Raw genomic sequence first — 14,542 nt, 5'->3', positions numbered from 1 at the left:
TTGCGGCGAGGCCTGTGTATTTACAACCCTTCGCGGCGAGGCCGCCGCTCCTACCAAGGGCAGCGGCAGCCTTGCCCAATCAGAGGCGTAGGTCTGACTCTTCTGCTGTTAGCAGGTATTTTAGGTCGTAGAGTACGTGTTTTGCTTTGCCGAATTTGCGGATGTTTTCTGCGCCTAGTTGTACAAATTGTTTGTGACCTACGGCCAGAATAACACCATCATAAGCGTTGATCGCAGGCTCGACGACGGGAGTGATGCTGTATTCGTGTTCTGCTTCGCTCGCGGACACCCATGGGTCGTACACATCGACTTGAATATTGTATTCGCTGAGTTCTCTGACGATGTCGATGATTTTGGTATTGCGCAGGTCTGGGCAGTTTTCTTTGAAGGTCAGACCCATGATCAGCACACGAGCGCCGTCTACATGGATGCGTTTTTTCAGCATGCATTTGACCAGTTGCGAAACGACGTACGCACCCATGCTGTCATTCAGGCGGCGACCGGCCAGAATGATCTGCGGGTGGTAGCCGATGGCTTCGGCTTTATGAGTCAGGTAGTAAGGGTCTACACCAATGCAGTGCCCACCGACCAGACCGGGGCGGAATGGTAGGAAGTTCCACTTGGTGCCTGCTGCCTGAAGCACAGCCTCGGTATCGATTCCCATTTTATTGAAAATCACCGCCAGCTCGTTGATCAGGGCGATATTCAGATCACGCTGGGTGTTTTCGATCACTTTGGCCGCTTCGGCTACTTTTATGCTGTTGGCCTTGTGCGTGCCGGCGATGATGATTTCGTTGTAAAGGGCATCAACCAGGTCAGCGATTTCCGGCGTGGAGCCGGAGGTGACTTTCTTGATGGTGGTAACGCGGTGTTCTTTGTCGCCGGGGTTGATGCGTTCTGGGCTATAGCCAGCGTAAAAATCGACATTGAAAGTCAGACCGGATACCCGCTCCAGAACCGGGACGCAGTCTTCCTCGGTGGCGCCGGGGTAGACGGTGGATTCGTATATGACAATATCGCCCTTCTTCAACGTTTTGCCGATGGTTTCAGAGGCCTTGATCAGCGGGGTCAGGTCCGGGCGCTTGTGATCGTCAATCGGGGTGGGCACGGTGACGATATAGACGTTTGCAGATTCAAGGTCAGCAGGGTTGGCGCTGTAACTCAGGTGGGTTGCTTGCTTGAGTTCGGCGTCATCCACTTCCAGGGTGCTGTCGTGGCCTGCTTGCAGCGCGGCTATGCGCGGCTGGTTGATGTCAAAGCCGATGACTGAGCGTTTTTTGCCAAATTCTACGGCGAGGGGCAGGCCTACGTAGCCCAGGCCGATGATGGCGATTTTGATGTTGGAGAGAGTCAGCATTTAATGTTCCTGATATCTAAAACGAATATGTTTGGTCGAGATCGTTTCGCGGCGAGGCCGCCGCTCCTACCTAGGTAGGACTGTCACTATTCTACGGTGACGGATTTGGCCAGGTTTCTGGGTTTGTCTACGTCTGTACCTTTTACCAGCGCCACATGGTAACTGAGCAATTGCAGCGGGATGGTATACACAATCGGGGAAATGCTCTCATACACCCATGGCAGTTTGATGTGGGTGATGCCGTCGCCATTATCCAGATCTGCCCGCTCACAGGCAAAGTTGATTAACTGGCCACCGCGGGCGCGGACTTCCTGCAGATTAGATTTGAGTTTTTCCAGCAGGCTGTCACTGGGCGCGACGCTGACTACCGGCATATCTTCATCTACCAGCGCCAGGGGGCCGTGCTTGAGCTCACCGGCGGCGTAGGCTTCTGCATGAATGTAGGAAATTTCTTTCAGCTTTAACGCCCCTTCCATGGCAATCGGGTAATGCGTGCCCCGGCCAAGAAACAGTGCATGGTGTTTGTTGGCGAAGCTATGGGCCAGGTCCTCGATCACGCCGTCCAGTTCCAGCACCTGCTCGATCAGCTTGGGCAGGCCACGCAGAGCACGAATATTCGCCGCAATCATTTCCGGGGCGCGATTGCGCTCCTGGGCCAGGGCAGTGGTTAGCCAGAGCAGTGCGACCAGTTGGGTAGTAAAGGCCTTGGTGGAGGCAACGCCGATTTCCGGGCCGGCATGGGTCAACAGACGCCAATCGGCCTCACGCACCAGCGAGCTGCCGGCTACGTTGCAGATCGCCAGGGTGCCCAGGTAGCCTTGTTTTTTCGCATAACGCAGCGCGGCCAGGGTATCGGCGGTTTCCCCGGACTGGGAAAGGGTAATAAGCAGGGTGCCGTCTGGTACGGATACGCTGCGGTAGCGGTATTCACTGGCAACTTCTACCTGGCAGGGTAGCCCGGTTTGTTCTTCCAGCCAGTAGCGCGCCACCAGGCCAGCATGGTAACTGGTGCCACAGGCAACGATATGGATATTGCGTACGTCTTTCAGGTGGCTTTCGGCGTCTGGGCCGAGTACAGCGGTGAGCACCCGATCTTCGCCGAGCAAACCGGCAAGGGTATCGGTGACTGCACGGGGCTGCTCGTAGATTTCCTTGAGCATAAAGTGCCGGTACTCGCCCTTGTCCAGGGTGTGTGCAGCATGTGCGTAACGCTGTACCGGGTAGGTCATGCTCTGGTTCTGGCTGTTCCATATCTCGCAGCTGTTCAGCGTCAGGCGCGCGTGATCGCCTTCATCCAGATAGATAAATTGGTCAGTCACTTGCAGCAGGGCCAATGGGTCTGAGGCAATAAAGTGCTCCTCACTGCCCTCGCCTATTACCAGCGGGCTGCCCATGCGTGCGCAGTACAGCGTGTTGGGTTCATCTTGATGGATAACGCCCAATGCGTAGGCACCACGCAGCTCTTCCAGGGTGCTGCGCAGGGCGCTGAGCATATCCTGCTTGCGGGCGTAGTGATGCGCCAGCAAGTGGGCGACCACTTCCGTGTCGGTATCGGAGGTGAATTCATAGCCCTGGGATTGCAGACGCGTGCGTAGGCTGTGATGATTTTCAATGATGCCGTTATGTACTACGGCCAAACGCTCAGACAAATGCGGGTGCGCATTGCGCTCGGAAGGTCTGCCGTGGGTAGCCCAGCGGGTGTGGGCAATGCCCAGGTGGCCGTTGGCCTCACTGGATAGCAATGCCTCTTCTAGCTCAGCGACTTTACCCATGGCACGGGTACGTTTGATGCCATTGCCATCAGCCAGCACAGCAACGCCGGCAGAATCATAGCCACGGTATTCGAGGCGGCGCAGGCCTTCGATCAATATGGGGGTGATATTGCGCAGTGCGACTGCGCCGACTATTCCGCACATTTTTCGGGTGTTCCCTTGGTTGTTTGGCATTCCGGGCTGGTGGGCTCGGAGTGCTTTGTGAGTTTGTTATCGCGGCAGGGCCGCCGCTCCCACCTGGATTGGGTACCTAAATGGTTGGTACCTGGGCGAGTGAGAGCTTCGCTTGCGTAGTGCTTGGCTGATTTTAGGTACGCTACCGCCACAAGATTTACTGTCAATTTCTTGAGGACCGCAGTGAAAACCGTTTTGTAGGCACTAAAACAACATCGCGTCGCAAGCTGAACTCGCAACATCAACGGTGCAACATGAGCTGTTCTGGGACCGCAGTCTTTTGAAATAGTTGGAAATAAAAAAATAATTTCTTAGGCGGTTATGGAGTCCGCCTTGTTTGCTGAGGGAGTAACAGAATTGTGTGTGCCGCTAAGGGCCGTGCGAGAGGCGTTCAAGTCGAGAACGGTAACAACCCCGGATCTGGCAAGGACACTGACCCGCCTGGGTTGGCGTCGCGCTTGAACGCATTGAGCGGTAAAGCATGAATCTTGCTGTAGAAATGACATCCTGTCCCTACCTGGCTATTTAACCTGCACGCGCCGCCAATGCTGGCTGCGCGACTCTCTATCTATCTGTCTTAGCGCACTTGAGCAGCGCTAAAGACGGGCAATGGTAAACGTTCTCAGGCAGTTCTTACAAGCCTTGGCGGGGCTTTATTGGCTAGCGCAGACAGTCGCATGGCCGCCCATACCATGATGGCTAAACGGCACACTGCCCGTCACGCCTGGGGGATAACGATGGATAGCGCGCAGCCTTTTTTTTCTGACTGCGCTTTGAGTACGGCGGAAAGTTCCGCCTTGGCTGATTCATCGCCGTGTACCAGCCTGACCTCCTCGGGGCCGTGGCGCATGCCGGAGACAAAACCGACCAGGCCTTTTTGGTCTGCGTGGGCGGAATAGCCGCCCAAGGTATGTACGCCTGCCTTGATCGGGTAACGCTCGCCGTCCAGCTCTACGTAGCCGCTTTTGGGGCCGTATTGTTGGATGGCTCTGCCGGGGGTGCCTTGGGCTTGGTAGCCGACGAATACTACGTTGTGCCTGGGGTCGCCGAGCATGGCTTTGAGGTAGTTGACGACGCGGCCGGCGTTGCACATGCCGCTGCCAGTAATGACGATGGCCGGTTGGCGGGTGTGGGTCAGGCGGTTGACCATGGCGTGGTGTTGGGCGTGGGTTGTTACTGTGAGTAGCTGCTCAAAACCTAGGGGTTGGCGGCCTTGGGTGACGCGCTTTAGGGCTTCTTTGGCCCACCAGGGTTTTAGTTGGCGGTAGAGCTGGGTGAAGCGGGTGGCTAGGGGGGCATCCAGGATGATGGGGAGGTTTTGCCAGGGGTTGGTTTGATTTTTTTGCGGGTTTTGTGTGGGCTGGGAGGCTGCTATCGCGGCGGGGCCGCCGCTCCTACCGGGACGAGTGTTGCTTCCGGCGCGGGTGATGATGTCTTCTAGTTCGTATAGCAGTTCTTGGGTGCGGCCTATGCTGAAGGCCGGGATGATGACGGTGCCGCCGTCTGCCAGGGCGTTTTCCAGTACCTTTTGAAAGCGGGCGCGACGGGTAAGGCGGTTTTCGTGCAGGCGGTTGCCGTAGGTGCTTTCCAGTACCACTACATCTGCACGGTAGGGCGGTTTGGGTGCGGGCAGCATGGGGGCGTGGGGTGCGCCCAGGTCGCCGGAGAAGACGATGCGGCGGCTGCGATTCTGTTCTGGGTACTGCACATCACATTCTATATAAGCGGAGCCGAGGATATGCCCGGCGCGCTGGAAGCGAATGCGGCAGATGATGTCATCACACGCTAGCAATGTAATCCATTGTTTGTAGGGGTGGCCTACCAGCAATTTGCCCACCTGCTGCACAAAACGCTTAGCCAGGTTTTTGTCGCGCTTGACGCCGACCAGGAAGGCATCCTCCAGTACGGTGGGCATGAGCAAGGCAGAAGGCTCGGTACAATGGATCGGCTGCTTAAAGCCTGCCGCTAGCAACCACGGCAAGCGGCCGATATGGTCTATGTGCACATGGGTGGCGATCAGCGCACGCACACTGGCTATATTGAACTGCACCGCGAGTGCATCGGCGCCCGCCTCGCCGCTACCGGAGGTTTCCGCCCCCTGGAACAGGCCGCAATCGATCAACAGACTGTCATCGGCTGTAAGCCATAGCTGATGGCAAGAACCGGTCACGCCTTTGACCGCGCCATGATGTTGAATAAAGGGGTACCGTACTGAGCTGGCGGGTGAGCTTGGGCTATTAGCAGGCATGGGCAACTCCTTTGCCGGTGGCAGTCAAAGCGCGACAATACCGCCTTGGGCCAAGTGCTACCGCGAACCAATCCACATTTTTTATAATCACTGGCTTGGCGTGGCTGGGCTGCAACGCTTGGCTGCAATGACAGCCCGATGGCGCAGCAAGACACTGACAAGAAGCTGCCGCGCCTAAGCGCCATAATTTTAACATCAGCCGCCAACGCAGCTTGACCCTGTGCGCCCTAGAAACTACAGTTGCGGCTTTTATAAACTTGCTTCGCCCAGTACCGGACAAGTAAGCAGCAACCATCAAGCACACATGATTAAGCAAACATGATCAATTCAATACTGGTTGTCTGCGTTGGCAACATTTGCCGCAGCCCCACGGCTGAGGCGCTGCTTAAAGCCAAGTTGGAGGGCAGCGGCATCACTGTGAGCTCAGCCGGCCTGGGTGCGCTGGTGGATAAACCCCTGGATGCCACAGCCACCCAGGTACTTGAGGCTGCCGGCCATAGTTTGCCTGAGCACAAAGCCCGGCAGATCAACTCACGCATGCTGCGCGAAGCGAGCCTGATTCTGGCGATGGAGCAGCGGCATATTCAATCTATTCATGCCATCGCACCGGAAGCGCGCGGCAAGACCCTGTTGCTAGGCAAATGGTTAGACAATTGTGAAGTGCCAGACCCCTACCGCCAGCAGCTACCCGCCTTTGAACATGTTTACCAAATTCTTGACAAGGCAACCAGCGCCTGGCTGCCTTATCTTAAAAACTGATGCCTCTTTCTCAACGGAAATAATCTTTTAAATGCAGAACACACCCACCTCCACTGCCAACGACACCAGTGACGAAATCGACTTGTTAGCGCTGCTCGGTGCTCTGATAGATCGCAAGTACACCATCATCGCTTGTACCGTAATTTTTGCGCTTGTGGGCATTGCTTATGCGATGCTGACTACGCCTGTTTATGTGGCTAATACCGTTATTCAGATCGAAGAAAAGTCATCCGGCATTGGCAATCTATTGGGCGAAGGGGGTGGCAATATGTTTTCTACGCCCTCTGCTGCCGCCACCGAGATCGAATTGTTGAAGTCACGGAGCGTGATCGGCCAGGCAGTCACCAATTTGAAGCTGGACGTGGTTGCCGAACCTAAACTGTTCCCAGTCATAGGGCCGTTTTTTAATCGGCGCTTCGAAAGCACACCAGAGCAGCCCGTGGCCGACCCGCTACTGTCTTTTGACAGCTACGCCTGGGGCGGCGAGCGCATTGATATTTTTCAGCTGGAAGTCCCTTCCAGTTATCAAGGCGCAGCCCTGACACTCCGCGCAGGTGAAAACAATAGCTTTACGCTGCTGAATGCTGATGGCGAAGAACTGCTTAATGGCAGCACCGGTCAGACGATTGACGAGTCAGGTTTCAAGCTGCAAGTGGCGGACTTGGTCGCTCGGCCAGGCACAGAGTTTCTGGTTAGCAAGCGCAGCGCACTGCGCACCACGCTTAATTACCAAAGCCGGATTGGCGCCAGTGAAAAGGGCCGTGATTCGGGGATTCTGACGCTGAGCCTGGAAAGCGCCCTACCTGCCCATGCGGTAAGCACCCTTGATGAAGTCAGCCGCCTCTATGTAAGGCAGAACGTTGAGCGCAAATCAGCAGAAGCACAGCAAAGCCTGGATTTTTTGCAGCAGCAATTACCCAAAGTACGCAAAGATCTGGAAGCGGCTGAGTCGGCACTGAACGCCTATCAGTCCAGCGCTGGCTCGGTTGATATTACTATTGAAACCCAAGGCGTACTTGACCAGGTGGTGGAGCTGGAAACAGCCATCTCCGAATTGATGCTCAAGCGCTCGGAGCTAGAGCGCCGCTTTACTCGCCAACACCCCAGCTACCAGGCCCTTGTAGAGCAGCTTGGCCAGCTTGAAGCGCGCCGCGACCGTTTGATTGAACGCGTGGGCAGCCTGCCGGAAACCCAGCAGGAGCTGTTACGCTTGGCCCGCGATGTAAAAGTCAGCACTGAAATTTACACCGCCATGCTCAACACCTCTCAGGAGCTGGACATAACCCGGGCCGGTACCGTAGGCAATGTACGTATTATCGATAATGCCGTGGTGGATACCAGCGCTCCAGTCAAACCAAAGAAAGCTCTGATCGTGGTATTGGCCACGCTATTGGGCGGCATGCTGGGCGTGGCTATCGCCCTGCTGCGCCATGCGCTTAACCGCGGCATTGAAAACCCCGAACTGATAGAGCAGCTTGGCTTGCCGGTGTATGCCTCGGTGCCCTTCAGTAAAGATCAGCAGGTACTGGAAAAAAGCTTCAAGGGCAAATTTACCAGCCAAGGCTCACATTTGCTCGCTGCCACCAACCCAGCGGATCTGGCGATTGAGTCACTGCGTAGCCTGCGCACCAGCCTGCATTTTGCCATGCTGGAAGCCAAGAACAACATTCTGATGATCTCCGGCCCCAGCCCCAGCGTGGGCAAGTCGTTCGTGTCTGCCAACCTGGCGGCGATTGTGGCGCAGACCGGCAAGAAAGTAGTGCTGATCGACGGCGACATGCGCAAGGGTTATGTGCACAAGCTGCTGAACAAAGAGCCGGAGCCTGGCCTGTCTGGCTTACTGGTCAGCACTCACACGCTGGCGGATGTGATTCATAAAACCGAAATAGACAACCTGCACTTTATCAGCCGGGGCCAGATACCACCCAACCCCTCTGAGCTGTTGATGCATGCCAACTTTGAAAGCTTGCTGCAGCAACTGAATAAAATGTACGACTTGGTAATTATCGATACACCGCCGATTCTGGCAGTGACCGATGCCGCCCTGGTCGGTCGCTTGGCCGGCACCAGCCTGATTGTGACGCGCTTTGGCATGAACCCCGCGCGTGAAATACAACAGACGCTGCTGCGCTTCAGAAATAACGGCATTGAGATTAAGGGCGCGATTTTCAACGCGGTAGAGAAAAAAGCCTCTGCTTACGGCTACGGCAATTACGGCTATTACCAGTACGAGTACAAATCAGACACCAAGTAAATAGGCTACAGGGGTTCACATGAGCCCCTTAGTGCGTATAATCAAGTGTATTATTGGATTTAAACAAGGAGACGAGTTATGAAAAAACAAGTTTTTGCACTGGTGACCAGCGGTTTGCTGCTCGCCTCCGGTATGAGCTTCGCTCAAGATACTGACACCTCAGCAACTACACCTGCTGCCGGCACCACCAGCTCCAATACAGGCGCGCAAGGCACTGGCGGTATGACCGCTGGCAAGATCGCACTGGGTGTTGCTATTGCAGGCGGCGCTATTGCAGCGGCCTCTGACAGCGGCGGCTCTGGCTCTGGCACCACAACCTCTACTACTACCACCCCGTAATTCGGTAGCAGTGATCAAGGCCACCTAGATTTGGTTTTAGGTGGCCTTTTTATTGTCCAGATTCGAATAAAAGGCAAGTATTCCGACCATGACTCGATACCCTCTCCTTGCGCTAGGTGCTTCTGCTCTCTTTCTTCAGGCCTGCATGTTCTCCCCCGGCATGCATATGGATACGGACCGACTGATCAGCGATGATTCTGCAGAAAACAGCCTGGTTGAGATGGTCGAGATTACGCCCAAGCTGATCGCCCAGGATCAGTCCGTTAGCCGCAGGATGACCATCCCCCAGGAGCTGCTGGATTACCAACCCGAGAATTACCGGATTGGCGCCAACGATGCCCTGTTTATTACCGTATGGGACCACCCAGAGCTGACCACCCCCGGCGGGCAACAGCAGACCACTCAAGCTAACGCCCGTATTGTTCGTGACGACGGCACCCTGTTCTACCCCTTTATTGGCAACGTTCACGTAGAAGGCTTGACCCTGGAAGAGCTGCGCGAAATTATCGCCCAGCGCCTGGCGCGCTTTATTGAACAGCCCCAGGTTGACGTTAACGTGATTGGCTATAACAGCCAGAAGATCATCGTCAGTGGCGCTTTTGAAAACCCAGGCTTTATTCCGGTTGATGCCCAGCGGTTAACACTGCTGCAGGCTGTTGGCCTGGCGGGGATCGACCCGTTACGTGCGGACCTGTCTAATTTGATCCTGACCCGTAATGGCACTGCCTACAATCTGGACTACGACCGGCTGACAAGTAACACCAGCAACATTGGTGAAGTGTATCTGCGCCCTGGCGACAAGCTGCATTTGGGCCTGAATGATTCACGCAAGGTGTTTGTAATGGGCGAGGTAGCTACGCCCCGTGCCCTGGCCTACCGCACCAGCCGTATGAGCCTGAGTGAAGTGCTGGCCACCGTTGGCGGCCCCTCACCTGAAACCTCCAGCGGCCAAGAGATTTATGTGATCCGCGGCGTAGACAACCTGGAAAACGAGCGCGCGACGGTATTCCAGCTGAACGCTCGCTCGCCCTCCGCCTTTATTCTGGCTGACCAGTTTGAAATGCAGCCGCAGGATGTGGTGTTTGTGGGTGCTGCCGGGATCACCCGCTGGAATCGCTTTATCAGCCAGCTGTTCCCCTCTGCCAACATTCTGCGTACCGGTGTGCTGATCGACGAAGACATCCGCGATCGTAACTAAGGGAGCCTGCGGTGAATAACCTTGCACACGCGGGTGCGCTTTGCCTTGCGGCGCTGGTGTTGGCGGGCTGTAACTCTGCCACCAACACCGCCTATCGCACCATCAACCTGGCTATTAGCGGGCCTGAGTCAGTCATCAGCACCGAGCAGGTCAACCGCCTAGGGCGGCCAGGGCTGCTGGCGACCTTTGGCCTGTCTGAAACCTTGCTGGTGCTGGCAGCTCGCTCTGGGGACTTTGCTGAATGGCATGGCCCGCAGCAGATGCTGGTGACCCATAACGGCCGGCTGGTGCAATCCGCCGGCATACCGGAAAAGGGTGACGTGCTGGCGCCGCTGTTGCGCGACGATCCCTTTCTGGGTGATTTGCGTACCCTGGCCGATGGGCAGGAAATAACCCGCCGTATCGATATGCCCGCGCGGTTTTTAACCAACATCCCCCAGCATGCGCGCTACCGCTTTGGGCCCATTGAAGCGATTGACATCATGGGCGTTGAGCGCCGGTTGCAACGTATTGATGAAGCCATCCGCATGCCCAGCATTGGCTTCAAGACCACCAATTATTACTGGATAGACCCCGCGAGCGGCGCTGTGCTGGCCAGTGCTCAGCACCTTGCCGAAGACCTGCCGGTACTCTACCTCACCGAAGTAGTTCCGGTGGATGCGGGGCAGCAATTATGAGGCGGGGATTAAGGCGAGATTTGAAAGCCTATATAGCGGCCGCTTACCTGGCATGCCTTTGCCTACCCGCCGCAGTGTATGCCCAAACCGCTGGTACGCCGCCCGGTAATGACACACCACCCGCCATTACCGGCGTTACTATCAGCGGCGCGGTGATTAAGCCCGGCACCTACGACTTTCCAGCGGGTGCGCGCCTGCATGATGCCTCGGTTACCGCTCAGATTAATGCCCAGGCCTGGTTTCTCGGCGCGGCGTTGCTGCGCCAGAGTGCCATGGAGCCCCAGCAGCGGCTCAAGGTCGGGCTGTTGTTTGAGCTCAATGCCAACCGCGTGCATGCCCTGGCGGTGGAAGATGCTGAACTGCACGAGTTAATTACCCGCCTGTATCGCGCCGTTGAGGCTATGCCAGTCACCGGCCGTACGGTGGCGCAGCTAGACCCTTTGCAACAGCTGATTCTCAGCAATAACCCGCTGCTGGAAAACGGCGACCGCTTGCTGTACCCGCGCAAAGCGGAACAGGTGCGCGTCACCGGTGCGGTAATGGCCGATTGTGTGCTGCCACATGACCCCAGCTGGCAAATGCTCGATTACTTGAAAGCCTGCCAACGGCATCCACTGGCCGAGCGCAATAGCGCTTACCTGATTCAGCCCAACGGCACCTGGCAGACCTACGGCATTGCTTACTGGAACCTGCAACCGGCAGATGTGGCAACCGGCGCCATCATCTACCTGCCGCCACAGCCAAAGCGGCTGTCGCCGAGCACACGCGGCTTAAATAACGATATGGCTGCCATGCTGGCTACCCAGTATCAACTGGGGGGTCGTTTCAGTGAGTAAGCTGATGTTGCGTTCTGTTTACCTTGTGCCCGCTTTGATTGCCGGATTGGCGCTGCCCAGCAGCGCGCTGGCTGACCGCTACCGCACCACCCAACACGACTTTGGCGGCGTGGGCCTGTTGCAAACCCCCACTGCACGCATGGCGCCTGAGGGCACCTTCAGCTTCAATGCCAACCGCACATCGCCTTACAGCCGTTACAGTATCTCCATGCAGCCGGTACCCTGGCTGGAAGGCACGCTGCGCTATATAGCCATTAGCAACCGGCGTTACAGCCAAATAGATGAGTTCAGTGGCGATCAGAGCCTGAAAGACAAGGCCTTTGACTTCAAATTCCGCCTGATGCAGGAAGACTACTGGCTGCCAGAGCTGTCAGTGGGCTTTCGCGATCTGGCCGGTACCGGTCTGTTCTCCAGTGAGTTTGTGGTGGCCAACAAGCGCTTTTATGATCTGGATTTCAGCCTGGGCGTGGCCTGGGGTTATATCGGTAATCGCGGTGACTTTGGTAACCCGCTGGGGTTTTTGGGCGATGATTACGACAGCCGTGATGCCGGTACGGTAGGCACCGGTGGTGATTTCAGCCTGGACAACTACTTCCGTGGCCGGCCGGGTGTTTTTGGTGGCGTGGAATACCAAACACCCTGGGACCCGCTGCGCTTCAAGATCGAACTGGATGGCAACGATTACAAGAGCGAACCACAGCAAAACAATCAGGATCAGGATTCACCGATCAACCTGGGCGTGGTCTATCGGCTGAGCAAAGGTGTTGATCTGAGCCTGGGCTGGGAGCGCGGCAATACCGCGATGTTTGGTATTACCCTGCACTCCAACCTCAAGAGCGACCCCTTCCCGGCCAAGCTGCTTGACCCGCCACCGGAGCGGCGTGAGCCCTTGCCCGCCGGTGTGAGTGCTCAGACTGTGGATTGGGCTAACGTCAGTGAGCGGCTGCGCGATAATGCCGGCTTTGAAGTAGAAACCATTGAAGTCAAAGACCGTGAACTGATCGTGACCGGCGAGCAGAAAACCTTCCGCAATCAGGCCCAGGGCCTGGGCCGTGCCAGCCGCGTGCTGGACAACAGCACCGGCGAAGGCACCTATGACTGGTATACGCTGGTTAACAAGCCACGCGGCATTGCCGTGTCTGAAGCGAGCATTGATGCCGGCCGCCTGCGCGATCTGGAACAGAACCGCATTGATGAACAGGCCATGCGCCGCTCTACAGTACTGGCCACGCCCAGCGTGCTGGATACCGAGCTGCTGCACACCGCGCCGCTAGAGAAGTTTACCTATGGGTTATCACTAGGCTACAACCAGAACGTGGGTGGCCCGGATGGCTTTATTCTGTATCAACTGCTGGCACGGGTAAAAGGCGAGTATCGCTTTACCCGCAATCAGTGGCTGCACGCCAGCTTGGCAGCGAACCTGATCAACAACTTCGACAAATTCCGGGTTAAAGGCGAGAGCCAGCTGCCGCAAGTACGGACGGACATTCGCGAATACCTGACCAGCTCCGACGTGATTCTGGAGAACTTCCAGTACACCCATACCAAGCGCCTGGACCGTGACCTGTATGCCATGGGCTACGGCGGCCTGCTGGAAAGCATGTTCGGCGGCGTGGGTGGTGAAGTGCTCTACCGCCCCAGCGGCGACAATTGGGCGATAGGTGTGGATGCCAACTGGGTACGCCAACGTGGCTTCCGCCAGGATTTCAGCTTGCGTGATTACTCCACGCTGACCGGCCATTTCACTGCGTACCTGCAGACCGACTTCTACAACGTATTGGTCAAGGCCAGCGCCGGGCGGTACCTGGCAGGCGATATTGGCGGCACGCTGGATCTATCACGGCGCTTCAACAACGGCATTACCGTGGGTGGCTACGCCACGCGCACGGACGTCTCGTCTGAAGAGTTTGGTGAGGGTAGCTTCGACAAGGGGATTTACTTCACCTTCCCGTTCGACGCCTTCTTCGCCCGCTCCAGCCAGTCCCAGGGCACCTTGGGCTGGAACCCGCTGACGCGTGATGGTGGCGCCAAGCTGAGCCGTTTCTATTCGCTGTATGACTTGACCCGGGATGCGGATACTGATCGCTTTAATGATGGGTTTAACGCGCTTAGGGATTGAGTGGGCACCAGCCAAATGGGTCCCGCTCTCATCGCCTGGTTCTGGTGGGAGCGGCGGCCTCGCCGCGATGGGGTTGGTGGGTATTCGGTTGGTTGCTGTTGTGGCCGGGCTCCATCGCGGCGAGGCCGCCGCTCCTACCAGGACGGGTTGATCCGCGGTTTGTTGCTATGCTGTGCTCCTCTTGATGAAATGGAAGGCCTGCCGGGTATGTGGTTAAGCTTAAAGCGCCTATGGGTGCGCTACCGTGTGATTTTCAAAGTGTTGTTTTTTGCGGTGTTATGTTTAGGCATTTATCTAGGCGTCAACCCTACCCCGCCCCCCACTTCTGCTAGCTGGCACGGCGATTTTTACCACGCCGGCGGCTTGTTCGCCTGCACCATCCTCAGCTTCCTGGCCTACCCGCGCTGGCGCTGGTGGCTGCGTGGCGCGCTGATGTTTCTGGTTGGCCTGGCGATAGAAGGCGTGCAAACTTTCCACTCGACACGCTCGGCAGAGCTATTTGATCTGCAGGTGAATACCGGCGGGCGGGCTGCGGGATTGCTGGTGATTTTTCTGTTTCAGTGGACGTATAGGGCCCAGACGGCTCGATCATCAAGATAACCAAGATTACCGCCATAAAAATGTGAGCCACAAACGATGACACTCGTCGTCGTCCCCACGAACGCAAGGATCCGCCCCACCCCCGTCATTCCCGCGATCCCCACGTCCGCGGGGCCCCGTCATCCTCGCGCAGGCGGGTATCCGCCCCACCCCCGTCATCCTCGCGCAGGCGAGGATCCACCCCACCCCCGTCATCCTCGCGCAGGCGG

The 14,542-nt window shown here is 56.8% G+C and carries 11 protein-coding genes; 8 read left to right on the top strand and 3 right to left on the bottom strand.

Going from position 1 to position 14,542, the window contains the following annotated elements; translation table 11 throughout:
- Nucleotides 1-79: 79 nt before the first annotated feature.
- The 3 genes from tviB to K787_RS23750 form a co-directional block, all read right to left on the bottom strand.
- On the bottom strand, nucleotides 80-1,357 hold the full coding sequence (gene tviB, locus K787_RS0118770) for a Vi polysaccharide biosynthesis UDP-N-acetylglucosamine C-6 dehydrogenase TviB (RefSeq protein WP_022964350.1): 1,278 nt from the start codon (nucleotides 1,355-1,357) through the stop codon (nucleotides 80-82).
- Nucleotides 1,358-1,443: 86 nt separating this feature from the next.
- Complete coding sequence (glmS, locus tag K787_RS0118765; protein ID WP_022964349.1) at nucleotides 1,444-3,273, bottom strand: glutamine--fructose-6-phosphate transaminase (isomerizing); 1,830 nt, start codon at nucleotides 3,271-3,273, stop codon at nucleotides 1,444-1,446.
- A gap of 748 nt (nucleotides 3,274-4,021) precedes the next feature.
- On the bottom strand, nucleotides 4,022-5,551 hold the full coding sequence (locus K787_RS23750) for an MBL fold metallo-hydrolase RNA specificity domain-containing protein (protein ID WP_022964348.1): 1,530 nt from the start codon (nucleotides 5,549-5,551) through the stop codon (nucleotides 4,022-4,024).
- Between the two features lie 318 nt (nucleotides 5,552-5,869).
- On the opposite strand from K787_RS23750, the gene K787_RS0118755 reads away from it, so the two are divergent.
- From K787_RS0118755 to K787_RS0118720, 8 genes are all read left to right on the top strand, one after another.
- Nucleotides 5,870-6,310, top strand: coding sequence for a low molecular weight protein-tyrosine-phosphatase (locus K787_RS0118755; RefSeq protein ID WP_022964347.1), 441 nt, complete (start codon nucleotides 5,870-5,872; stop codon nucleotides 6,308-6,310).
- A gap of 31 nt (nucleotides 6,311-6,341) precedes the next feature.
- A complete protein-coding gene (locus tag K787_RS0118750; protein ID WP_022964346.1) occupies nucleotides 6,342-8,564 on the top strand; it encodes a polysaccharide biosynthesis tyrosine autokinase in 2,223 nt (740 codons plus the stop codon).
- A gap of 78 nt (nucleotides 8,565-8,642) precedes the next feature.
- Nucleotides 8,643-8,903: a hypothetical protein gene (locus K787_RS0118745; protein ID WP_022964345.1), complete on the top strand. Its 261-nt coding sequence runs from the start codon at nucleotides 8,643-8,645 to the stop codon at nucleotides 8,901-8,903.
- Nucleotides 8,904-8,991: 88 nt separating this feature from the next.
- A complete protein-coding gene (locus K787_RS0118740; RefSeq protein WP_028615101.1) occupies nucleotides 8,992-10,101 on the top strand; it encodes a polysaccharide biosynthesis/export family protein in 1,110 nt (369 codons plus the stop codon).
- Nucleotides 10,102-10,112: 11 nt separating this feature from the next.
- Nucleotides 10,113-10,778 carry a YjbF family lipoprotein gene (locus tag K787_RS0118735; protein WP_022964343.1) on the top strand — a complete coding sequence of 222 codons (666 nt, stop codon included), beginning with the start codon at nucleotides 10,113-10,115 and terminating at the stop codon, nucleotides 10,776-10,778.
- A 20-nt stretch (nucleotides 10,779-10,798) separates the two neighbouring features.
- Complete coding sequence (locus tag K787_RS23745; RefSeq protein ID WP_022964342.1) at nucleotides 10,799-11,614, top strand: capsule biosynthesis GfcC family protein; 816 nt, start codon at nucleotides 10,799-10,801, stop codon at nucleotides 11,612-11,614.
- 4 nt (nucleotides 11,615-11,618) lie between these two features.
- Nucleotides 11,619-13,733: a YjbH domain-containing protein gene (locus K787_RS0118725; RefSeq protein ID WP_022964341.1), complete on the top strand. Its 2,115-nt coding sequence runs from the start codon at nucleotides 11,619-11,621 to the stop codon at nucleotides 13,731-13,733.
- A 207-nt stretch (nucleotides 13,734-13,940) separates the two neighbouring features.
- Nucleotides 13,941-14,333 (top strand): VanZ family protein, encoded by a 393-nt coding sequence (locus K787_RS0118720; protein WP_022964340.1) that lies wholly within the window; start codon nucleotides 13,941-13,943, stop codon nucleotides 14,331-14,333.
- Nucleotides 14,334-14,542: the final 209 nt, after the last annotated feature.

Source organism: Halopseudomonas pelagia CL-AP6, assembly GCF_000410875.1.
GTDB lineage: Bacteria > Pseudomonadota > Gammaproteobacteria > Pseudomonadales > Pseudomonadaceae > Halopseudomonas > Halopseudomonas pelagia.
This window is presented reverse-complemented; position numbering and strand designations above follow the sequence as displayed.

Coding starts and splice junctions, on each gene's coding strand:
- tviB (WP_022964350.1), bottom strand. CDS start 1,357: ATGCTGACTCTCTCCAACATCAAAATCGCCATCATCGGCCTGGGCTAC.
- glmS (WP_022964349.1), bottom strand. CDS start 3,273: ATGTGCGGAATAGTCGGCGCAGTCGCACTGCGCAATATCACCCCCATA.
- K787_RS23750 (WP_022964348.1), bottom strand. CDS start 5,551: ATGCCTGCTAATAGCCCAAGCTCACCCGCCAGCTCAGTACGGTACCCC.
- K787_RS0118755 (WP_022964347.1), top strand. CDS start 5,870: ATGATCAATTCAATACTGGTTGTCTGCGTTGGCAACATTTGCCGCAGC.
- K787_RS0118750 (WP_022964346.1), top strand. CDS start 6,342: ATGCAGAACACACCCACCTCCACTGCCAACGACACCAGTGACGAAATC.
- K787_RS0118745 (WP_022964345.1), top strand. CDS start 8,643: ATGAAAAAACAAGTTTTTGCACTGGTGACCAGCGGTTTGCTGCTCGCC.
- K787_RS0118740 (WP_028615101.1), top strand. CDS start 8,992: ATGACTCGATACCCTCTCCTTGCGCTAGGTGCTTCTGCTCTCTTTCTT.
- K787_RS0118725 (WP_022964341.1), top strand. CDS start 11,619: ATGTTGCGTTCTGTTTACCTTGTGCCCGCTTTGATTGCCGGATTGGCG.
- K787_RS0118720 (WP_022964340.1), top strand. CDS start 13,941: ATGTGGTTAAGCTTAAAGCGCCTATGGGTGCGCTACCGTGTGATTTTC.